Source organism: Desulfosceptrum tomskiensis (assembly GCF_049818055.1).
Lineage (GTDB): Bacteria > Bacillota > Desulfotomaculia > Desulfotomaculales > JASEER01 > JBFLVT01.
Genome location: NZ_CP187479.1, coordinates 2,010,719 through 2,030,701, shown reverse-complemented (window position 1 = coordinate 2,030,701; position 19,983 = coordinate 2,010,719). Strand labels below are relative to the sequence as shown.

Here is a 19,983-nt window from a genome sequence, read left to right as displayed (position 1 = left end):
TAGTTCTGGAGAGCGTTCGAGAAAACGAGCATAGCACTTGAGAGGTGGCTCACACTTCCCAATGGGCAGGCGAAGTTTTTCAACGGTCTCCTAGGAGGAGAAGAGTTGGCTACTATAGCACTAGTAGGCGCCCAGTGGGGCGATGAGGGGAAAGGCAAGGTCACCGATTTCCTGGCTGAGTCGGCTGACATCGTGGTCAGGTACCAGGGGGGCAACAACGCCGGTCACACCGTTGTCGTGGGTGACCAGGAGTACAAACTGCACCTGATTCCTTCCGGCATCCTGTATCCGGAGAAACTGTGCATTATCGGCAACGGCGTGGTCATCGACCCGGTCGTGTTAAAGCAAGAACTTGAGGGGTTGAAGCAGAGAGGCGTTCCTACGGCGCCGATCAAGATCAGCGAGCGTGCCCACGTCATCATGCCTTACCACAGGCTGCTGGACGAACTCCAGGAAGAAAGCAAGGGCGACCGTCGCCTGGGGACGACGCGCAGGGGCATCGGACCTGCTTATACCGATAAATCCGCCCGTGTCGGCATCCGCGTCGTCGACATGCTGGACCCCGAGGGTTTCCGGGAGAAGCTCGAATTTGTGGTGGCCGAGAAAAACCGCATCATCCAGCAGGTGTACGGGGGCGAGCCGGTGGACGCCGGGGAGATTTTCGCGGTCTACGCCGAGCTGGCCGAGTTCATACGGCCGATGGTGGCCGACACCTCGCTGATCTTGCACCAGGCGATCGCCCAGGGCAAGAACGTCCTCTTTGAAGGGGCGCAAGGGACGCTCCTGGACATCGACCACGGCACTTATCCCTACGTCACATCCTCTTACCCGACGGCGGCGTCGGCCGCAATGGGGTCGGGCATCGGGCCGAGTAAGATCGACACCGTCCTCGGCGTTGTAAAGGCGTACACCACCAGGGTGGGGGAGGGGCCGTTCCCCACCGAGCTCGGCGACAGCACCGGCGAGTACCTGCGGGCCAGGGGCCACGAGTACGGGACGACGACCGGGCGTCCCCGGCGCTGCGGCTGGTTCGACGCGGTGATCGGACGCTACGCGGCGCGCGTCAACGGCCTGGATTACTTCGCCGTGACCAAGCTCGACGTGCTGACCGGCCTGCCGGTCCTGAAGATCTGTACCGCTTATCGCTGCCGCGGAAAGCTGTTGACCGAGTTTCCCTCCAGCCTCGACGTGCTGGCCGAGTGCGAACCGATCTATGAAGAACTGCGCGGCTGGGAAGAGGACATTAGTTTGGTGACCCGCTGCGCCGACCTACCGACGGCCGCCCGGGACTACCTGGAGCGGATCACCGAGCTTACCGGGGTGCCGGTGGCGCTTGTCGGCGTGGGCTCCAAGCGCAGCCAGACGATCGTTAAATGCGGCGTGTTTAAATAGATTCCGCTGAAGAATTGTACTTGGCGGGCGCCGGGGCATTATCGGAGGTCACATTGGGAGCTGGTTCAAAGAACGCAGCGAGCCGAGGAACAGCGGCGACGTGTTTTTCGCCCGCGAAAGCGGGCGAGTTTCGGCGCCGCCCGAGGCGAGCGAGTTCATTCCTTGGCGCGGACACAGTGACCAAAGATAATGCCCCGGTACAGCACACCGCTCGTAAGGCTACTTTTTCAGCAGAATCTAAACAGGATTCGGCTGCCGGCATCGGCATAACAAAGTTGTTGGTTCCGCCGGAATGCCCGATGCTTGGCGCCCGCCACTTATGCGTTAGTTGCGTGGCAGTTATTGCCCTTGACATCGGGTCGGTCCTATAGTAACATACCCTTTGCGAGGATTTTGTGGCCCCATGGTCAAGTGGCCTAAGACACCGCCCTTTCACGGCGGTAACCCGGGTTCGAATCCCGGTGGGGTCACCAATTTGCGGGTGTAGCTCAATGGTAGAGCATCAGCTTCCCAAGCTGAGGGCTGAGGGTTCGATCCCCTTCACCCGCTCCAGAGAAATCAAGGGCTCCCGAGCAGAGAGAGCCTTTTCTTTTACACCGGTTCAACCCCAATCACCCTTTCCACCGCGAAACTGCGGGTTTCTCCCTTCCGAGGGAACCCCGGTTTCCGGGCTTACGGTTCGGGCCCTCTAAACCCCTTCAGAAAACAGCAACGGCTCCGGTGACCGGAGCCGTTCGCGCCTCAGCAGCCGCCTTTTCCCTCGGGGGTGGGACATTCGGGGGTGAGACATTCGGCGACCTCCATATCTCCCACTGTCTTGGCGCCGGAAGCGAAGGCCGTGGTTTCCTGTGCGACGGACTTTTTCCCCTTGGCGGGGGAAACATTGACACCGGCTGTGAGCTTGTTCCCGGCGTCGTCGAACCTGCGGTTTCTCGGCAATGTCGCCACCTCTCTTTCATAGTGCTGATTAGTCTTATTATGCTCTTTGCGGGACGCTTCTTATCCACGGAACTTCTGGAAGATTCATTGCCGGCCCGCGATTATTGTTTCGCCTTCCCCCGCTCAATCAGTATACAGATCAGGATGTGTTTGGCGGCGCGGCGCGTCTCTTATTCGCTTTGTCCTTGTTTTCACTAGCCGTTTTGTCCTATAATCTAAACAAAACCTCGTAAGGGAGGTCCCGCCATGTTTGTTAAGGACTATATGACTAGAAACCCGATTACGATTACCCCGGAGACCCCTATCTTTCAGGCCCTGGAGATCATGACCAGGAAGAAGGTCAGGCACCTCCCCGTAGTCAAGGACGGCAAGCTGGTCGGCATCGTCACCGAACGCGGCCTGCTGCAGGTCTCCCCGTCGCCGGCCACCACCTTGAGCGTTTACGAGCTGAACTACGTCCTGGCTAAGGTCACGGTCAAGGACGCCCTGGTGAAGAACCCGGTCACCTGCGATCCGGATATGCCGATTGAAGAAGCGGCTCGGGTCATGCGGGAAAAGAAGATCGGCAGCATCCTGGTCACCGAAAAGGACAAGCTTATCGGCATCATTACCCAAACCGACATGATCGAGGGATTGGGCCGTCTCTTCGGCGTGCGCCGCGCCGGAACGCGCCTGGTCATTGAGACGCCGGACCGCATCGGCGTCCTGTCCGAGATCACGCAATTCTTCAAGGAAAAAGACATAAACATTATTAGCGTGGCCACCCTGGAGCTCGAAAATGGGAAGTTCCTGCTGATGTTCCGCATCAGCACCGCCGACGCCAGCAGCCTGGTCGGGGAGCTGGAGGGGAAGGGGTTCCACGTCGTATCCATCAGGTAGGTACTGGGTATTCAGGTGTAGGGTATGTAGACGTTGCAGCTTACGGTGACAGCAGCTTACAGGGTTATACGGTTGAAAAGCAAGTAACTGAGGGGGAAGAATCATCATGAAGCACATTCGCACGATCAGCAAGGGGCAGACGGTGTCCAGGGACGTGCAGGGCTGCGGAGAATGCCAGACTTCCTGCCAGTCGGCCTGCAAGACCTCGTGTACCGTCGGCAACCAGAGCTGTCTGCATAAAAAAGAAAGCAAGTAATCCTGGCCGGGAGAACACCTTGATTCACTGTTTTTCTCTGGAAGGGGTAAAGCTTGTTTACGACGCGCACAGCCAGGCTCTCCACCAGGTGGACGACTTGGCTTGGGCGGTCCTGAAGGGCGAGGATTTCGCGGCGCTGGGGCAGCCCCCCGCCGCAGAGGAGCTTGCCGAGGTAAAGGGAGAGATCGCCTCCCTGCAGGAGCGCGGTCTTCTTTTTTGCCCCGACCCGTACGGCGGCTACGAGCCCCCGGCTCCCGCCGTCAAGGCCCTCTGCCTAAACGTCGCCCACGCCTGTAACCTGGCCTGCCGGTACTGCTTTGCCGGCAAGGGGCAATACGGCGAGGGACCTGCGCTGATGCCGCTTCATACGGCCCGCCGGGCGGTGGAGTTTTTGCTGGCCAACGCCGGTTCCAGGCAGCGGCTGGAGATCGACTTCTTCGGCGGAGAGCCCTTGCTCAACTGGGACGTGGTGAAAGAGACCGTCTTTTATGCCCGAAGGCGGGGCGCCGAGGCGGGGAAGACGATCACCTTCACCCTCACGACCAACGCCCTGTTGCTGGACGAAGGGGTGACCGGCTTCTGCCTGCAGCATGGCGTCAACGTGGTGCTCAGCCTCGACGGGCGCCGGGAGGTGCACGACCGCCTTCGCCTGACGCCGGGAGGGCAGGGCTCTTACGACCTTGTGGTCCGTAACGTCCGGCGGTTTGTCCGTTCCTGGACGGCCCATCCAGAGCCCAAAGGATACTACTTCATCAGGGGCACCTTCACCAGGCACAACCCCGACTTTGCCGACGATTTTCTTCACCTGGTGGACCTGGGCTTCGACCGGATTTCCATTGAGCCGGTCGTCGCCGCCCCCGGCGAGCCCCACGCGTTAACCGGGGATGACCTGCCGCGCCTCGAAGCGGAGTACGAGAGGCTGGCCCGCGCTTACCTCGGGTTGCGCCGGGAAGGCCGGATGGTGCGTTTCTTCCACTTCGAGCTCGACCTCGACCGGGGGCCCTGCCTGGCCAAACGCCTCACCGGCTGCGCGGCGGGGACCGATTACCTGGCCGTCGCGCCGGGCGGGGGGATCTATCCCTGTCACCAGTTCGTCGGCCGCCCGGATTTTCTGCTGGGCAGCGTGGAGACAGGCGTTGCCAACCGCCCTGTGGTGGAAATGTTCAGGCACGCGCACGTCTACGCGAAGGCCCGATGCCGCGCGTGCTGGGCGAAGTTCCTGTGCAGCGGGGGGTGCCACGCCGCCGCCTTCCTGCAGAACGGCAGCATCCTGGAGCCGTATGACGTCGGCTGCCGGTTGATGCATAAACGTTTAGAATGCGCGTTGTTTATTAAGGCACGAGAGCTAGAACGGAGGTGTCAGCGGGAGATTTCCGGTGACAGTTAAGCACGTTCGTCGAATATTGGCACGCAATGGCTGGACGTGCAACTTTTGCTATGATACAATCACACTGCGGCTTTTTAGCCATGTCCTAACCATGGGGAGGGGATAGGTTTTGCAACCTAGAATACCGACTCGTGGGCGGAGCAGGCGTTTCGCTCATCCAATCGGGCTAGGCCTGACTGTATTGAGTTTAATCGTCGCTATCGGCTTTAACATTCAGGCGGAAACCAAGGTGTGGGCCGTCCAGGTCAATGGGGAGCCCGTGGCCGTCGTTGCGGAAAAACGGGCTTTCGACCAGGCGCTGGCCTCTCTCAAGGAGAATTTCGGCGGCGAACTCCCCGAGGAGCGCATCAGGATTGTCAACACCTTTACCTGTAACACCGCTCGGCTCGTATCAGCCAGTCAACTGGAAGACGAACTGGCCGGCGCCCTGGGCCTGCGGACCAGGGCGTGCGGCGTCCGGATCGACGGCGAACTGAAGCTGGTCTTTGCCGACCGTCAGACGGCCGAAAGCTTTTTGAAACAGTATAAAGCCAAGTATCCCTCCGACCCCGGGTGCGATGTCCGCTTCCTGCAGAAGGTGCAGCTTGTTGAAGTCGACGCGGCTAACAAAGACATCGTTTCGATTGAAGAAGCCTTTGCCCTGGCGCAGAAACTGCAAAGGCAAAACAAGGTCTACAAAGTTAAAGAAGGGGACACCCTCTGGGACATCGCCATCGCCAGCGGGCTTACCGTCAACGAATTGGTTTCCGCCAATCCGGGTCTTGCCGAGGATCAGGTGCTGGCCCTGGGCCAGGAACTGAACGTCGGAAAGACCCAGCCTCTCCTGACAGTGGTCTCCACCGGAGAAGTCAAAGAAATCGTCCCGGTCGCTTTCCCGGTCAAAGTCCGGCAGGACAAGAGCCTGGCGCTCGGCAGCCGCAAGGTCGTCAAGCCGGGCAAGGAGGGCAAGAAGGAGATTGTTTACGCCGTCACCAGGTACAACGGCAAGGTCGTAAAACGGCAACAGATAGCCTCGGCTATCGTCCAGCAGCCCGTTTCCCAGGAAGAGGTTCGGGGAACCCGTTTGATGGTCGCCTCCCGTGGGGGCGGGCACCTTGCCTGGCCCGTCAGCGGCGGCGGTTCCATCAGTCAGTATTTCGGAAGGCGTCATACCGGATTGGACATCGCGGCTGATACCGGAACCCCGGTTGTCGCCAGCGAGGACGGACAGGTTGTGGATGCCGGGTGGGGCGGCGGTTACGGCAGGATGGTGGTGGTCAACCACGGCGGCGGTGTCGTAACGAGGTACGCTCATCTTTCGCGCATCGCCGTATCGGCCGGCGAGCAGGTGTCGCGGGGACAGGTGATCGGCTACCTTGGTTCATCCGGCAATGCCACCGGCCCGCACCTGCACTTTGAAATCATCCACGAGGGACGCTTTGTCAACCCGCTCAATCACTTGTAGAAGCATCGTTTTCACCGACTGCAAGGGCCCGCCGGGCCCTTTTGCTTTGCAATGCTGCAGGCCGGTGCTATAATAGGGGACGGGTGATCACGCAATGAAAATGCTGAGCAAGAAGGGACAAAAGGGCGTTTTCTGGGTGCTGACGATTTTCATCGGCCTGGGCCTGATCGCCTCATCCGTCGTGTGGACCCTGCCCGACCTGGGTTCCGCCCCCGGACCGACGCAGGAACAGCAGGAAACTTCGCAGTCGCAGCAGCCTGTGACCGCGGTTAACAAGGAACTCGAATCCCGGATCAAGAACAACCCCAGCGACGTTGCGGCGAGGCTGCAACTGGCGGCGTGGTACCGGGACGGCGGCGACCTCGAAAAGGCCATCGCGCAGTACGAAGAAGTGATCAAGCTCGACGCTGTGAACCAGAACGCGCGGCTGAGCCTGGCCGAACTGTACTATCTCACCGGCCAGGTCGACCTCGCCCTGGCTCAGTTTGACGAGGTCCTCAAGGTAAACCCCGATCACCAGCTCGCGCTCTTCAGGTCGGCGCTGATGCTCGGGCAGGAGAAGAACGACTACCAGGCGGCGGCGGAACGCCTGCAGCGCTACATCGAAGTCGCCGGGCCGGGGCCGGAAACCGACCAGGCGCGGATGCTGCTGGAGGTCTGGCAAAAGAAGGAATAGGACGCCTTTCGACTAACATTGTACCGAAAAGGGACCGTTTCAAATAAACGGTCCCTTTTTTGGTTACTCCCGCTTGTCTTGCGGATTATTTCCACTAGGCTGGAAATCGTCCATGGCGCTATAATTGGCACGGAAGGCGGTGAGGACAAGCGATGGCTAAGAGGGCACGCATCTTCGTTAGTCTACTGGTTAGCTTGCTGATCCTGACGGGAGCAGCCATGCGTGCCGACCTTTACGTAAAATCCCTGGCGCGGGAAGCCAATAGGAGGTACGTGATCTGGCAGTTCCGCGGCATGTACGCCGCCAGGGGCGACCACTTCATCGTCTTCAGCAAGCCGGCGCAAAAGGACAGCGCGCCGCTCGTCCTGGCCGCGGCCGAAAAGTTTTACCCGGTGATCGCCCGCGACTTCGGCCTTGACGCTCTTGGACCTTCCCCCGTCGTCCTCTACGGTGACATGGCCGACTTGAACCGCACCTTCGGCTGGCACGGCGGCTACAGCACGATGGGGGTTTACTGGGCCGGGACGATCCACGTTCTTGCGCCCCGGGATGGGGCGGACGCGGACGACACCAGGCAACAGTTTGAGTCGAACGGCCCCATGGCCCACGAGATCACGCACCTCGCCGTCGACGTTTTGACCCGGGGTAACTGCCCGCGGTGGTTCAACGAGGGCATCGCCCAGTATGAGGAATACCGGCTGACGGGATTCCGCTTTGCCGACCCGCTGGCCTTCGACCTTTCCACGGCTTACAGCCTGGCCGAGCTTAAAGACTTTGACGCGCTGGCCGACCAGAGCAGAGCCTACAACCAGGTTTTGAGCATGGTCTTCTTCGCCGCTGAAGAGTTCGGGTGGCCGTCGCTTCGCGGCGTGCTGGCCGATCTGGGGCGGGGAAGGGACTTCGACAGGGCCTTGGAGGCCAACCTGGGGGTTAATTTGTCGGAATGGGTAGGTCTTTGGTCGGATTGGCTGGCGCAGGAGCAGGAATCTTTTTAAAGACTTCCGAATATGGAACTAATGTAGCTGGAGAGGTTATACTTGGAAATCAGGGGGACAAGCACACTAAATGGAACGCATAACCATTGACGGCGGCCGCCCGCTCAAGGGCCGGACCCGTATCTCCGGAGCAAAGAACGCCACACTCGCCATCCTCTGTGCGGCCATTCTCGCGGACAACGAGGTTGTCCTGGAGAACGTGCCCGACATCAGCGACGTGCGGATCATGCTCGAAATCATCGGGGCGCTCGGCCACGGGAGCATGTGGCTGGCCGACGACGCCTTGCGCATCCGCCAGGGGGCTGTCACCGGCTTCGAGGCTCCCTACCACCAGGTGAAGAAACTGCGTGCCTCCAACCTGCTGCTGGGTCCCCTGCTTGCCAAGTACGGCCGGGCCAGGATCGCTCTCCCCGGCGGCTGCAACATCGGCTCCCGTCCCATGGACCTGCACTTTAAAGGCCTGACCGGCCTGGGCGCCGATTTGCGGCTGGAGAACGGCTACATCATCGGCCGCGCCGACCGCCTGAGCGGGGCCAGGGTCTACCTCGACTTCCCCAGCGTGGGGGCGACCGAAAACATCGTGATGGCCGCCGTTCTCGCCGAAGGACAGACGATTATCGAAAACGTCGCCAAGGAGCCGGAAATCGTTGACCTCGCCAACTTCCTGAACGCCTTGGGCGCCAGGATCAGAGGGGCGGGGACCGACGTCATCAAGATTGAGGGCGTCAGGTCCCTGGACAGGCAGGTGCGCTACGCCGTCATCCCGGACCGCATCGAGGCCGGCACGTTTATGGTCGCCGCCGCCGCCACCGGCGGGGACGTCACCCTGGAGAACGTCATCCCCACCCACTTTGAGCCCTTGAGCGCCAAGCTGCGGGAGGCCAACGTCCATGTCGAGGAGTTCGAGGACAGCGTCCGCGTGTGGACGCCGGAGCCTCTCCGGCCAATCAACATCAAAACCATGCCCTATCCCGGTTTTCCCACCGACATGCAGTCCCAGATGATGAGCCTGCTCTCGATCGTCCCGGGTACGAGCATCATCGTGGAGAACATCTTCGAGAACCGTTTCCAGGTGGCCCAGGAGCTTCGCCGGATGGGCGCCCGGATCAAGGTCGAGGGACGCGTCGCCGTCGTCGAGGGCGTCGGGCACCTGCAAGGCGCGCAGGTCAAGGCCACCGATCTCAGGGCCGCCGCCGCCTTGGTCATCGCCGGGCTGGCCGGGCACGGCCAGACGGACATCTACAACGTCCACTTCCTCGACAGGGGTTATTTCAACCTGGAGTCCAGGCTTATCGCGCTGGGGGCTGACGTGACGCGCCAATGATGTCCGTCGTTATCCTGGGCGTCGGCCGGGTCAAGGAGCCTTTCCTGAGGGCCGGCATCGAGGAGTACCTGCGCCGGCTCAAGCCTTACGTCCGCGTCACGGTCGTCGAGGTGCCCGAGGAGCCTTTCGGCCCCTATCCCGGAGAGGCGGAACGGGCGGCGGTGGTGGCGCGGGAAGGCGACAAGCTGCGGCGTCATCTCCAGGACGATGCCTATGTGGTGGCTCTGGACCCCAAAGGAAAACAGGTCTCCAGCGAGGAATTCGCCGGGCTGCTGGAGAAGCGGGCTCTTGAAGGGCGCAGCCGCATCACCTTCGTCGTCGGCGGCCCGCTGGGCTTAAGCCTCGATCTCCTTGGCCGGGCCGACGAGGTCATTTCCTTTTCATCCATGACCTTTCCGCACCAGCTCTTCCGGCTCATCTTGGTCGAGCAGCTCTACCGCGCCTTCAAGATCTCCCGCCGCGAACCGTATCACTGGTAGCCCTTTCCGTTTTGACCCGTATGGCTGCAATAGATCCGCCGCAAAAGGATGAGCAAGAACGAGCGGGAATGCGTATAACCCCTCTGTTGCTGCCAGGACGCCCGGCGATGGCAGGCAGAGGGCTTGCGTTGCTGTGTTAACATGTATCCAGATTTTTCCATCAGGACTGTGCCGGTTGCCTGACGGTTCGGTTCGTACAAGCGGGGCAGGAAGGAAAAGGGGTTGGGGGCCGTTTTGCAACAGTCCCATGAAGAAGGGCTCTTCTTCGTAGCCTGGCGCCCCACCTTTTTATTGCTTTTTTTGCTCGGGGCCTGGCTGGAGCGCGCCACCGGTTTTCTGGACGTCATCCTGGAGATCGTGCTGGTGAGCGTCCTGCTCTTGGCGGTGAAAACGGGGCTGGCGGCCGGACTGGCCGCCGTCCTGGCCGCCGTCCTGCTGCTGGTCCGTTCCCGGGCCAAAGCATCCGCAGCCGGACGACGGTAGCCCGACGAACGGCAGCCTGATGATACGTGCGGGGGTTGGTGATGGGCATCGGCAAAATCTTTACGCGCAAGGAAGACGAGGACGTCGAGATCCAGGAGCGTATGGTGCTGCTGGAAATCCGCCGCTCGCGTAAGGACGGCCGCATCCTGAGTAAGAAGATCCTGCGTTTCCTCACTCCCCGGGAGGAAAGAGAGATTCTTCACCGTTACAGGCAAATGGATGAATCTTTGTAATAAATGTCATTTTTCCGGGGCTGTCGGCGTTTCACGGGCCCTGTCTGGTGAATTGCGGCAGAGCCAGATTGAGAATTGCTTCGGCAGTATTTGCCAATTGCTCAAAAAGCCTGCTTATCTCCCAAATTTGTCCCTCAACGGTTCCAGAGAGACCTTGATTCCCTATAAAAAGTTCTTTTCCCCAGCAGGAATATGAGTATGTGCAACGAATAACATGGACAGTGGGTTGCGCAGCCTGAACGCTGCCGGATGAGCGAAGGTTGAGAAGGATACCTGTCGCTATTTTTTGCTTGTCTGGGGCCGTTCCGGCCGTTTTCTGCCAAATTGACAGGTCAGGGTTGGCGTGCTACGCTAAACCAGTCAAAATGGCTGGGGTTTGTAGTATCCTTTGCGAGGATACGTCGAGTGCCGGTTGTCGGTCAATTGGTTAGTTTGCGTGAGGAGGAGGGTTGCTGGGAAAAAGTTTTTTGGCTTTGGTCGCCAGGCATCAAGCCTAGTAGTTTAGTCTAAGGAGGCGTGATGATCGTTATGTTCAAGCCGAAAGTCCCGCAAAAGGACCTTAATTATCAGGAACTGCGGATCTATACGGACGAAGAACTGCAGAACCCGTCCGACGAGGAGCTTAAGGAGTTTAAGATCAAGTACGACATCCCCATGCTGGAACAGTTGGAATCCGGGCCGTGGCCCAGCTTCGTGGCCGACCTCAAGGTTGAGGCGCTGCGCAGAAGGAAGCTGGCCGATGACCGGCTGATGATCAACAGGGACGTCGTGGAAGACCTGATGGGCCAGCTCGAGGTTTCCTTTGTGGACGGCGAAACCCACTGGAAGCACGGCGGCATCGTGGGCGTGAACGGTTACGGCGGCGGCGTCATCGGCCGTTACTCCGACCTGCCCGACAAGTTCCCAGGGGTCGCGCACTTCCATACCGTCCGCCTGAACCAGCCGGCCAGCAAGTTCTATAAGACCGACTTCCTGCGCGCCCTTGCCGACCTCTGGGAGCTGCGCGGCAGCGGTGTATTCAACATGCACGGTTCCACGGGTGACATCATCCTTCTCGGCACCTTCACCGAGCAGCTCGAGCCGATCTTCCAGGAGTGCACCCACCACCTCAGCCAGGACATCGGCGGCTCCGGCTCGAACCTGCGCACGCCGGAGTGCTGCGTCGGCAAGGCCCGTTGCGAGTTTGCCCTTTACGACACCCAGGAAATGTGCTACGAGATGACGATGCACTACCAGGACGAGCTGCACCGCCCGATGTTCCCGTACAAGTTTAAGTTCAAGTTCGACGGCTGCCCCAACGGCTGTGTGGCATCCATCGCCCGTTCCGACCTGTCCTTCATCGGCACCTGGCGGGACAACATCCGCATCGACCAGGACGCCGTCCAGGGCTACATCGCGGGCGACCTCATCCCGGGCGGCGGCTCGCACCGCGGCCGCGACTGGGGCAAGTTCGACATCTACAAGGAAGTCGTCGACCGCTGCCCGAGCGGCTGCATGAAGTACGAGGACGGCGTGCTGACCATCGACGACGCCAACTGCGTGCGCTGCATGCATTGCATCAACACCATGCCGCGTGCCCTGCGTCCGGGGACCGATACCGGCATCAGCATTCTCTGCGGCGCCAAGGCCCCCATTCTTGAAGGCGCCCAGATGGCTACCCTGATCGTGCCCTTCATGAAGGCCGAGCCGCCTTACGACAACATCAAGGAAGCCATCAACAGGATGCAGGAGCTGTGGATCGAAGAGGGCAAGAACCGCGAGCGTATCGGCGAAATGATCCAGCGCATCGGCCTGCCGGCCTTCCTCGAGGCTTGCGGACTTCCTCCCGCGCCGCAGCACGTCTGGCGCCCACGCGAGAACCCGTACATCTTCTGGAAAGAAGAGGACGTGCCGGGTGGCTGGAAGCGCGACATCAACGACTACAGGAAGCGCCACGCGAGATAGTCGGGCTTACGTTTGCCGCTTAACGGCAGCGTGACGGTGAACAAGCGAAACACAATTTCTCTCACGGGAGGGTGTTAATATGGGTCTTTCTTCGACCAAGTTTGGGGTGTACGACCCTGCGAACCCCAACAAGGACCGTATCACGGACATCGGGCCGCGCCACTACTGGGATTTCTTCCCGCCGATCATCCAGCGGAACTACGGCAAGTGGCTGTACCACGAAGTCCTGGAGCCTGGCGTGATTGTACACGTTTCCGAGACGGGTGAGAAGGTTTACACGGTGCGCGCCGGCGGGATGCGCATCATGAGTGCGGCCTTCGTGCGCGAGATCTGCGACGTCGCCGACAAGCACTGCGATGGCTACGTCCGCTTCACCACCCGCAACAACGTTGAGTTCCTCGTCGACAGCTACGAGAAGATCGAGCCCCTCAAGAGGGAGCTGGAGAGCCGCAAGTTCTACTCCGGCAGCAACAAGTTCCCGGTCGGCGGGACGGGCGCCGGCATCACCAACATCGTCCACACCCAGGGCTACATTCACTGCCATACGCCGGCCACCGACGCCTCTTCGATGGTCAAGGCCCTGATGGACGAGCTCTACGAGTACTTCGGCAGCATGACCCTGCCGGCCAAGGTGCGCGTTTCGATGGCCTGCTGCCTGAATATGTGCGGCGCCGTGCACTGTTCCGACATCGCGCTGCTGGGCTACCACCGCAAGCCGCCGATCATCGACCACGAGTGGCTCGCCAAGATGTGCGAGATCCCCACGGTTATCGCTTCCTGCCCGAAGGCCGCCTTCTCGCCGGCCACGACCCCGGACGGGAAGAAGACGGTCAAGCTGAAGGAAGAGCGCTGCATGTTCTGCGGGAACTGCTACACCATGTGCGCCGCCCTGCCGCTCTCCGACAAAGAGGGCGACGGCGTGGTCGTGCTGGCGGGCGGCAAACTCTCCAACCGCATCTCGCCGCCGAAGTTCTCGAAGGTTATCGTTCCCTTCCTGCCCAACAACTTCCCGCGGTTCCCCGAGGTATGCGAAACCGTCAAGCGTATCGTCGAGGTCTACGCGAAGCATGCTAACAAGTACGAGCGGCTTGGCGACTGGGCGGAGAGGATCGGCTGGGAGAAGTTCTTCGAGCTCTGCGAACTGCCCTTTACCGAACACCTTATCGACGACTACCGTCTGGCGTACGATACGTACCGGACGAGCACCCAGTTTAAGTACACGGACGCCGCGTGGGCGGTTTCCAAGGCTGCGGGTGGCGTAGACTAGTACTACCCTGCCCCACAATATTTGAGGGGAGGTTTGATGAGTGGACGAGATTAAGAAAATCATTGTGGATTACCTAACCAACGCCAAGAAGTCCAAACACTACTTCAAGGACCTGGAGACTGCCGTCAAGAAGCAGATTCCCGGGGCCGGTATGCGGGACGTTAAGAAAGCCTGCAACGAGCTGGTCAGCGAGGGGACAGTCGCCTACTTTATGACCGGCAGCACCACTATGTACGTCCTGGCCAGCCGCCAGGGAGAAACCTCCGACATGGATTAAGATTTACTTGATTCGTTGAGGCCGCTCGCCCGTTGCCGGCGGGCGGCCTTTTCCTTGTATGGAAGGAGTGAACAGCCGGTGCCGGAACCCAGAGATTCTGAAAGCTGGATCCAAGAGCAGAAGCAAATACTTAAAGACAATCCGGAATGCGCAACGGCCCTTTACAACCTGGGCGTAGTGGCTATGCAGGAGGGCCGGCTGGACGAGGCGGAGAGGTACTTCAAGGATGCCATCCTGGATGGCGCCCGCATGTTTGAGGCCTGGGTGAACCTCGGTTACATCTTCTACAAGAAGGGCGATCTCGAGGGAGTGATCGAAGCTAACCGCAGGGCGGTCCAGATCGAACCCCGCTATGCGCGTGGGTACGCCAACCTCGGCTTTGCGTACCTGCAGGAGGTCCGGACCGAGGAAGCAATTGATGCCCTGCAAAAGGCCATTGAGTTGAACCCCGAGATCGTCCAGGCCTGGGCCAACCTCGTCAGCGCCTACCTGCAGAAGGATGACGTCGAGCAGGCGGTCCGGACCGGTGAAAAACTGGTGGCCCTGGCGCCTAATTTCGGCCTGGGCCACAATAACCTGGCCTACGCGTATTACCTGCAGGGTGAGCATGCCAAGGCCGTGAAGCACGTCGACCTGGCCATGGCGTACGGTTACCCGATCCATCCCGACTTCCTCAAGGAACTGGAACCCTACCGCGGAGAGCGAGGCGGGGACGGCGATGCTTGATGAGCTGTTTGCCCGCTACGAGCAGCTGGGGTTGGCGGCCGACCTGGCCTTTGAGAGGATGCAGCGCGAGTACGCCGACGCCGTCAAGTGCGAGCGGGGCTGCACGGACTGCTGTCACGCCCTGTTCGGACTTTTCCCGGTCGAAGCGGCCTACCTAAAGGATCGGTTCGATAAACTCGACCCGTCCTTGCAGCAGGAAATCCTGCAACGGGCCGACGAAGCCGAGGAGCGGCTGAAGCAGCTCCAGGAAAAGTTGAACGACGCCTTTTCTGACGACCCCGAGATGCAGTCCTACGCCATGGCCAGAGAACGCGTCAGGTGCCCGCTCCTCAGCGACGAGGGCGACTGTGCCCTTTATCCTTTTCGACCGGTTACCTGCCGCGTTTACGGCATCCCCACCACCGTTCAGGGTGTCGGGCGGGCGTGCTGGAAGGCGGCCTTCGCCCCCGGCCGGCCTTATCCGGCTTTTAACCTCGACCGCCTGCACAGGGAACTGTATCAGATGTCCCAATCCCTCCTGCAGAAGGACGGGGAGGACGACCTGGACCGTGCGGCCCTGCTTATCCCCGTGGCGGCTGCTTTGAAAACGCCGCTGGAAAGCCTCCTGCGCGGCGAGTTTGTGCCGGAATAAAAAAGGCCCCGGTGAAGGCCGTTAAAGGCTGCCGTAGGCGGCCTGAAGCTGGCGGTTAAAGCGAACTGCGGCCCGCCTAGCGAACCTTAGTGCTCAGCGCTCAGCGCTAGTTTGGCCAGTTCGCCGATGGTCTTGGTGACAAGCGCTCCTTCCTTGTAGACCTTGGCTTCTTCAGTGTCATTTTGCAGTTCCAGCAGCCGCTCCCGCACGCCGCCCGTTCCCAGGCAGCCGAAGAAACGCACCGCGTTCCCTCTGGTCTCGGGGTCGGGGCTGTCCAGCAACGGCTTGACCCGCCTGGTCGCCTTCCCCGCAAGGTCGGGTCTTTCCTGCGCGATCCGGGTTAAGGCCCGCAGCACGACCGGCCGCAGGGCGTCGTCTTCGAGCAGCGGGAAGAGCCGGGGGAGGTAGCCCCCGAAGAGGCCCGGCGCCGCGGCCATGATCTCCCCGATGGCGTCGACGCTCCCCCAATAAGAGGCGCTGGAGGTTTCAAAGGGAGTAAACAGTCCTCGCAGAATAGCCACGGCCGAGGTGGGATCGACGGGGGCCAGCACCGTGACCACCCTGCCCAGGGCCTCCGCCGCCCGCAGGCGGAGCAGCTCGTCGTTCGAATGCAGCAGCCGCTGGATGTACCTGCCGGTCTTCTTGTCGAGCCGGGCGGATGCGACAACCGGTTCCAGCCGGTACTCCCTGATGCAGCGCTCGACCTCTTCTTTGGTCAGCTTCCGCGGCTCTTCTCCGGCGGCTTCCGGTTCGTCGCCCGCCGTCTTGCCGGGGGACGCGGCCCTGCTTTGCGAAAGCCTTTGGAGCACGCCCTCTTCCTTTACTTCCCGAATATCCTGGTGCAGTCTGACAAAGGAGAGAGCTCCTTTTACTGCGCGGCCCGCCAGGACCTTTTCCGGATAAATCCGGTTGGTCTCGAGGTCATACCCCTCGACGATTTTGTGGAGGTAATCCTCTTCGGGCAAGAGATCCCATGCGAGGTCCCAGTCCATGTCGCAGGCGAAAACCAGCGCCTCGGCAAAAGCCTCCCCCAGGTTGTGGCCGGTAACATCGCAAACATAGACGGCGCCGCAGTTTGCGCAACGCCCCACGGGCATCTCCCGGGCCGCGCCATCCTCTACTTCCTGCGGCCTTTCGATGGATAAACCGCAAAAAGGGCACGCCGCCTCTGCCGAAGTCTGTTCGACCGATGGCCGCATCTTTCAGTCCCCCGCTCCGGGTATTTCCAGGGTATGACACGAGCTTCCGGGGCTGCAAGACTTGGTGGTCAGCTTGGCCTTCTTTCCTTTGCCGCTGCCCATAACGGCATTGGCTCTGCTGATCACCCGGTCGGCTTCCTCCGAACCGCAATCGGGGCACTTGATCTCCACCTTTTCGCCGGCGTCACGGAAAAGCTTTTCGAAAAGCCTCCCGCAAGCGGCGCAACGGAATTCATAAATGGGCATGTTCCCTTATCACCCCTTGAATTAAACTAAGCGCGACCGGTCGTGCCCTGGATTGTTTCGTTTGTCTTCGCGCTTCCCGTATACGAGAATAAATTTACCACGGGGGAGGCGGCCCTTGCAACTCGTAAGGATGCTGCCGGGCGGATCCCTCTCTCGAACGGGCGGCGTAAAAATGGCCGTGGACGGCCTCAAGGCATTACCTCGCCGAGGCGGGCGGCCGGACTGGATAGCAGCAGAGGTGTCAAAAAAAGTTATGTGCCAGCAGAAGGATTATACCCGTGGATAACGAACATTTAACATGGGTTTCAAAGGTTGCGCAACCGGGTACAGCACTCCATTTTCCTGGGGCTAACGTGAAAATCCCGGCATACCGGACAATGGCTAAAAATAAGGTTCAGTGAGCATACGATCCGGGAGGGATCGGTATGCTTCTTGATTGTGATTTTGTGAGCAATCCTTAAGGCTTGACCTGTTTTCTGTAATAGGCTACATTCATAGTTGGAAGAAGGTTATCCGCTGATTGGTGGATCAACTGACGAATCACTAAAATCACTTTATGTAGGGGTAAGGAGGTATTCCTATGTTCGTAGTGACCATCGACCAGGACAAGTGCGACGGCTGCGGAGAATGCGTCGAGGCCTGCCCGGCCCAGTGTCTGGTGTTGCAAGACGGCAAGGCCGCCGTCGACGAATCCACCGACTGCATGGGTTGCGAGACCTGTGTTACCGTCTGTCCGAACGGTGCCCCCTCGCTGAGTGAGGTGTAACACCTCTCACAGGCGATTACCCGGTACCGGGAGGTGAAAGGGAGAGATAAGCTTCCAGTAGGCTGCGCAAACCCAACTGCTTATGGCCGGAACGACGGGAAGCTTTGCGCCGCCGTCAGAGGGTCTGGAAAAAAGCTTCTGCACGGCGCTCTAAATGTCCTGACTTATATTGAGCGAGGCTAATGAAATTCTTAAACGGTTCTCAGCACGGAGAGCACCGCGCTCTCCGTTGCGCCACTTTCTCCTTAAGGAGGTGTGCCAATGGAAGTATTTGTCGGCCAGATTTTGCCGTACATCACTGTGGCTATTTTTCTCGGCGGCATTACTTGGCGTATCTGGCGCTGGATGATCCCCCGCATCGTCCATAACATCACTCTTTCGCCTTTCCCCAGCAACTGGGTTGAGGCCGTCATGCACCCGGTTGTACAGCTTCTGACGATGTGGAACGTGCTCAAGTTCGACCGCGGCCTGTGGATCGGGGCTTTCCTGCTCCATTTCTCCCTGATCAACATCCTTGGCGGGCACGTCACCGGCTTTTACTGGGTCGGTGAGCATTTCCACGTTTGGGCTCCCAACTTGGTAACCCTTCACCAAAGTGAGCTGGCGTCCGACTTCCTGGGCACGGTGTTCGGCTGGCTGCTGTTCGCCGCTATTCTGATCCTGCTCTACCGGCGCTTTGCCGTTGAAAAGGTTAAACTGGTGAGCGCCACCAGCGACTACCTGCATCTGTTCCTTTTGCTGACCATCGTTTCCATCGGCAACTGGATGCGCAACGTCCCCGATTTTAGCGTACCCTATCAGGTAGCCAGGGATGTCCTGGCAGGACTGTTTACCTTTAATCCGGTTCCATTACCGGACAACCCGTTCTTCCTCTACCATTTCCTGTTTGTACAGATCCTGATGATCATCTTCCCGTTCTCCAAGCTGATGCATACCTTCGGCATGTTCTGGGAGCGGTGGATTGTAAACCGCCCGTACAGGGAGGCTCCCCGCGGTCTGCCTGGCGCGCAGATCCAGCCCTAACCGTTTAGAAAGGGGGTGCGTTGTTTAGTGAGTGCAAACGCTCTGAGACAGCCCAAAAAGGCGAACGAAGCACTGATGAGGTCTGTTGGCTGCGACCCCGTTCCGGATGACAAGAAAGTGGAAGCGGCCATCCAGCATATCGATGAATTCAGGAAAAAAGTACGTTCTTTTGTTATGGCGATGGAGAGCTGCGTGAAATGCGGCCTCTGCGCTGAGAACTGCCATACCTACCTGGGCACAAAGGACCCCTACAATATCCCGGCGAACCGCGCGGATTTGATCCGCAAGGTTTACAAGCGCTACTTCACCGTTCAGGGCCGTCTTTTCGGCGGGCTGGTCGGCGCCGAGGAGCTGACCCTGGAGATGCTGGAGAAGTGGTACAGCTACTTCTACCAGTGTTCGGAATGCCGCCGGTGCGGGCACACCTGTCCGTTCGGCATCGACACCTGCGAGGTGACCATGGTCGGCCGCCAGATTCTTTATTGGCTGGGTATCGGTCCGCAGTTGCACACCGCCACCGCCGGCGCCATCCTCAAGACCGGCAACCACATGGGCCTGACCAAGGCCGGCATCGAGGACACCCTGGAGTTCCTAGCCGAAGAGATTAAGGACGATTACGGTATCGACGTCGAGTTCCCGGTCGACAAGCCGGAGTCCGACATCTTGTATATCCCGTCCTCGGCTGACTTCATGCTGAACCCCGGCACGCTCAAGGGCGCCGCGATGTTCTTCAAGTACGTCGGTGCGAACTGGACGATGACCAGCCGGATGACCGAGGCCGGCAATTTCGGTTACCTCATGGACCAGAACCGCATCCAGCGCGAGCTGGTGAGCAGGCTCTTCGAGGAGGCCGTCAAGCTCGGCGTCAAGAAGATCGTCTGGGGCGAGTGCGGCCACGGCTGGCGCGCCGCCAAGATGTACATCCCGACCATGTCGGACTACGTGGGCAGCCGCCGGATCCCGATCACCCACATCCACGACGAGGTCGCCGCGCTCATCGAGGCCGGCAAGCTTAAACTGGACCCGACCAGGAACTCCAGAAAGGTCACGCTGCACGACCCGTGCAACTACGTCCGCGCGTGCGGGCACTGCGACGTCATGCGCACCGTGATCCGCGCCGTCACGACCGACTTTGTGGAAATGACGCCGTACAAGGAACAGAACTTCTGCTGCGGCGGCGGCTCGGGCATTCTTTTCGACGATCCGGACATGTACCAGTACCGTATTCAGGCGTCCCAGAAGAAGGCCGATCAGGTTCGCGCGACCGGGGCCGAAATCCTGTGCGCGCCCTGCTCAATCTGCAAGGCTCAGCTCTATCCGATGGTCAAAGAGCACAAGCTGCCTGTAGAGGTTCACGGATTGATCGACCTTGTGGGCAACGCGCTGGTATGGGATTAAGTAGCACCTTTCAGGCTAC

At 60.0% G+C, this 19,983-nt stretch carries 22 protein-coding genes and 2 tRNA genes; 21 read left to right on the top strand and 3 right to left on the bottom strand.

Annotated elements, in window-relative coordinates:
- Nucleotides 1–105 precede the first annotated feature (105 nt).
- From ACPV0M_RS10305 to ACPV0M_RS10295, 3 genes are all read left to right on the top strand, one after another.
- The gene (locus ACPV0M_RS10305; protein ID WP_425620555.1) at nucleotides 106–1,392 is read left to right on the top strand and encodes an adenylosuccinate synthase; all 1,287 of its coding nucleotides are present in this window, start codon (nucleotides 106–108) and stop codon (nucleotides 1,390–1,392) included.
- A gap of 397 nt (nucleotides 1,393–1,789) precedes the next feature.
- Nucleotides 1,790–1,865: transfer RNA gene (locus ACPV0M_RS10300), tRNA-Glu, on the top strand.
- A 4-nt stretch (nucleotides 1,866–1,869) separates the two neighbouring features.
- Nucleotides 1,870–1,944, top strand: a tRNA-Gly gene (locus tag ACPV0M_RS10295).
- A 189-nt stretch (nucleotides 1,945–2,133) separates the two neighbouring features.
- On the opposite strand, the gene ACPV0M_RS10290 is transcribed toward ACPV0M_RS10295, so the two are convergent.
- On the bottom strand, nucleotides 2,134–2,331 hold the full coding sequence (locus tag ACPV0M_RS10290; protein WP_425620554.1) for a hypothetical protein: 198 nt from the start codon (nucleotides 2,329–2,331) through the stop codon (nucleotides 2,134–2,136).
- Between the two features lie 246 nt (nucleotides 2,332–2,577).
- Here ACPV0M_RS10290 and ACPV0M_RS10285 point away from each other — a divergent pair, with 246 nt between their 5' ends.
- From ACPV0M_RS10285 to ACPV0M_RS10215, 15 genes are all read left to right on the top strand, one after another.
- Nucleotides 2,578–3,210, top strand: a complete 633-nt coding sequence (locus tag ACPV0M_RS10285) for a CBS and ACT domain-containing protein (RefSeq protein ID WP_425620553.1) — start codon at nucleotides 2,578–2,580, stop codon at nucleotides 3,208–3,210.
- A 106-nt stretch (nucleotides 3,211–3,316) separates the two neighbouring features.
- Complete coding sequence (gene scfA / locus ACPV0M_RS10280; protein WP_425620552.1) at nucleotides 3,317–3,466, top strand: six-cysteine ranthipeptide SCIFF; 150 nt, start codon at nucleotides 3,317–3,319, stop codon at nucleotides 3,464–3,466.
- Between the two features lie 19 nt (nucleotides 3,467–3,485).
- Entirely contained in the window at nucleotides 3,486–4,853 is a 1,368-nt protein-coding gene (gene scfB / locus ACPV0M_RS10275; protein WP_425620551.1) for a thioether cross-link-forming SCIFF peptide maturase, read from the top strand.
- 181 nt (nucleotides 4,854–5,034) lie between these two features.
- Nucleotides 5,035–6,297, top strand: a complete 1,263-nt coding sequence (locus ACPV0M_RS10270) for a LysM peptidoglycan-binding domain-containing M23 family metallopeptidase (RefSeq protein ID WP_425620550.1) — start codon at nucleotides 5,035–5,037, stop codon at nucleotides 6,295–6,297.
- A 94-nt stretch (nucleotides 6,298–6,391) separates the two neighbouring features.
- Nucleotides 6,392–6,973: a tetratricopeptide repeat protein gene (locus ACPV0M_RS10265; protein WP_425620549.1), complete on the top strand. Its 582-nt coding sequence runs from the start codon at nucleotides 6,392–6,394 to the stop codon at nucleotides 6,971–6,973.
- A 152-nt stretch (nucleotides 6,974–7,125) separates the two neighbouring features.
- Complete coding sequence (locus ACPV0M_RS10260; RefSeq protein WP_425620548.1) at nucleotides 7,126–7,968, top strand: peptidase MA family metallohydrolase; 843 nt, start codon at nucleotides 7,126–7,128, stop codon at nucleotides 7,966–7,968.
- Nucleotides 7,969–8,038: 70 nt separating this feature from the next.
- Nucleotides 8,039–9,292, top strand: a complete 1,254-nt coding sequence (gene murA, locus ACPV0M_RS10255) for a UDP-N-acetylglucosamine 1-carboxyvinyltransferase (protein ID WP_425620547.1) — start codon at nucleotides 8,039–8,041, stop codon at nucleotides 9,290–9,292.
- The gene (gene rlmH, locus ACPV0M_RS10250) at nucleotides 9,292–9,771 is read left to right on the top strand and encodes a 23S rRNA (pseudouridine(1915)-N(3))-methyltransferase RlmH (RefSeq protein WP_425622192.1); all 480 of its coding nucleotides are present in this window, start codon (nucleotides 9,292–9,294) and stop codon (nucleotides 9,769–9,771) included. The genes murA and rlmH overlap by 1 nt, the downstream gene beginning before the upstream one ends.
- Before the next feature lie 234 nt (nucleotides 9,772–10,005).
- The gene (locus ACPV0M_RS10245) at nucleotides 10,006–10,254 is read left to right on the top strand and encodes a hypothetical protein (protein WP_425620546.1); all 249 of its coding nucleotides are present in this window, start codon (nucleotides 10,006–10,008) and stop codon (nucleotides 10,252–10,254) included.
- A 41-nt stretch (nucleotides 10,255–10,295) separates the two neighbouring features.
- Nucleotides 10,296–10,487: a hypothetical protein gene (locus ACPV0M_RS10240; protein ID WP_425620545.1), complete on the top strand. Its 192-nt coding sequence runs from the start codon at nucleotides 10,296–10,298 to the stop codon at nucleotides 10,485–10,487.
- 528 nt (nucleotides 10,488–11,015) lie between these two features.
- Nucleotides 11,016–12,431, top strand: coding sequence for a dissimilatory-type sulfite reductase subunit alpha (dsrA, locus tag ACPV0M_RS10235; protein WP_425620544.1), 1,416 nt, complete (start codon nucleotides 11,016–11,018; stop codon nucleotides 12,429–12,431).
- A 79-nt stretch (nucleotides 12,432–12,510) separates the two neighbouring features.
- Entirely contained in the window at nucleotides 12,511–13,698 is a 1,188-nt protein-coding gene (gene dsrB / locus ACPV0M_RS10230) for a dissimilatory-type sulfite reductase subunit beta (protein WP_425620543.1), read from the top strand.
- A 40-nt stretch (nucleotides 13,699–13,738) separates the two neighbouring features.
- Nucleotides 13,739–13,975: a dissimilatory sulfite reductase D family protein gene (locus ACPV0M_RS10225; protein ID WP_425620542.1), complete on the top strand. Its 237-nt coding sequence runs from the start codon at nucleotides 13,739–13,741 to the stop codon at nucleotides 13,973–13,975.
- Between the two features lie 78 nt (nucleotides 13,976–14,053).
- Nucleotides 14,054–14,701: a tetratricopeptide repeat protein gene (locus ACPV0M_RS10220; RefSeq protein ID WP_425620541.1), complete on the top strand. Its 648-nt coding sequence runs from the start codon at nucleotides 14,054–14,056 to the stop codon at nucleotides 14,699–14,701.
- On the top strand, nucleotides 14,694–15,332 hold the full coding sequence (locus ACPV0M_RS10215; protein ID WP_425620540.1) for a YkgJ family cysteine cluster protein: 639 nt from the start codon (nucleotides 14,694–14,696) through the stop codon (nucleotides 15,330–15,332). The genes ACPV0M_RS10220 and ACPV0M_RS10215 overlap by 8 nt, the downstream gene beginning before the upstream one ends.
- Nucleotides 15,333–15,418: 86 nt before the next feature.
- On the opposite strand, the gene ACPV0M_RS10210 is transcribed toward ACPV0M_RS10215, so the two are convergent.
- Together ACPV0M_RS10210 and ACPV0M_RS10205 are read right to left on the bottom strand one after the other, a co-directional pair.
- The gene (locus tag ACPV0M_RS10210) at nucleotides 15,419–16,531 is read right to left on the bottom strand and encodes a DVU0298 family protein (RefSeq protein ID WP_425620539.1); all 1,113 of its coding nucleotides are present in this window, start codon (nucleotides 16,529–16,531) and stop codon (nucleotides 15,419–15,421) included.
- A gap of 3 nt (nucleotides 16,532–16,534) precedes the next feature.
- A complete protein-coding gene (locus tag ACPV0M_RS10205) occupies nucleotides 16,535–16,777 on the bottom strand; it encodes an FmdB family zinc ribbon protein (RefSeq protein ID WP_425620538.1) in 243 nt (80 codons plus the stop codon).
- A gap of 580 nt (nucleotides 16,778–17,357) precedes the next feature.
- Between ACPV0M_RS10205 and ACPV0M_RS10200 the strand changes: the two genes are divergently transcribed.
- The 3 genes from ACPV0M_RS10200 to dsrK all read left to right on the top strand — a co-directional run bounded on the left by ACPV0M_RS10200 (nucleotide 17,358) and on the right by dsrK (nucleotide 19,964).
- Nucleotides 17,358–17,543: an indolepyruvate ferredoxin oxidoreductase subunit alpha gene (locus tag ACPV0M_RS10200; RefSeq protein WP_425620537.1), complete on the top strand. Its 186-nt coding sequence runs from the start codon at nucleotides 17,358–17,360 to the stop codon at nucleotides 17,541–17,543.
- Between the two features lie 261 nt (nucleotides 17,544–17,804).
- Nucleotides 17,805–18,566 carry a respiratory nitrate reductase subunit gamma gene (locus tag ACPV0M_RS10195; protein ID WP_425620536.1) on the top strand — a complete coding sequence of 254 codons (762 nt, stop codon included), beginning with the start codon at nucleotides 17,805–17,807 and terminating at the stop codon, nucleotides 18,564–18,566.
- 75 nt (nucleotides 18,567–18,641) lie between these two features.
- The gene (gene dsrK, locus ACPV0M_RS10190; RefSeq protein ID WP_425622191.1) at nucleotides 18,642–19,964 is read left to right on the top strand and encodes a sulfate reduction electron transfer complex DsrMKJOP subunit DsrK; all 1,323 of its coding nucleotides are present in this window, start codon (nucleotides 18,642–18,644) and stop codon (nucleotides 19,962–19,964) included.
- Nucleotides 19,965–19,983: the final 19 nt, after the last annotated feature.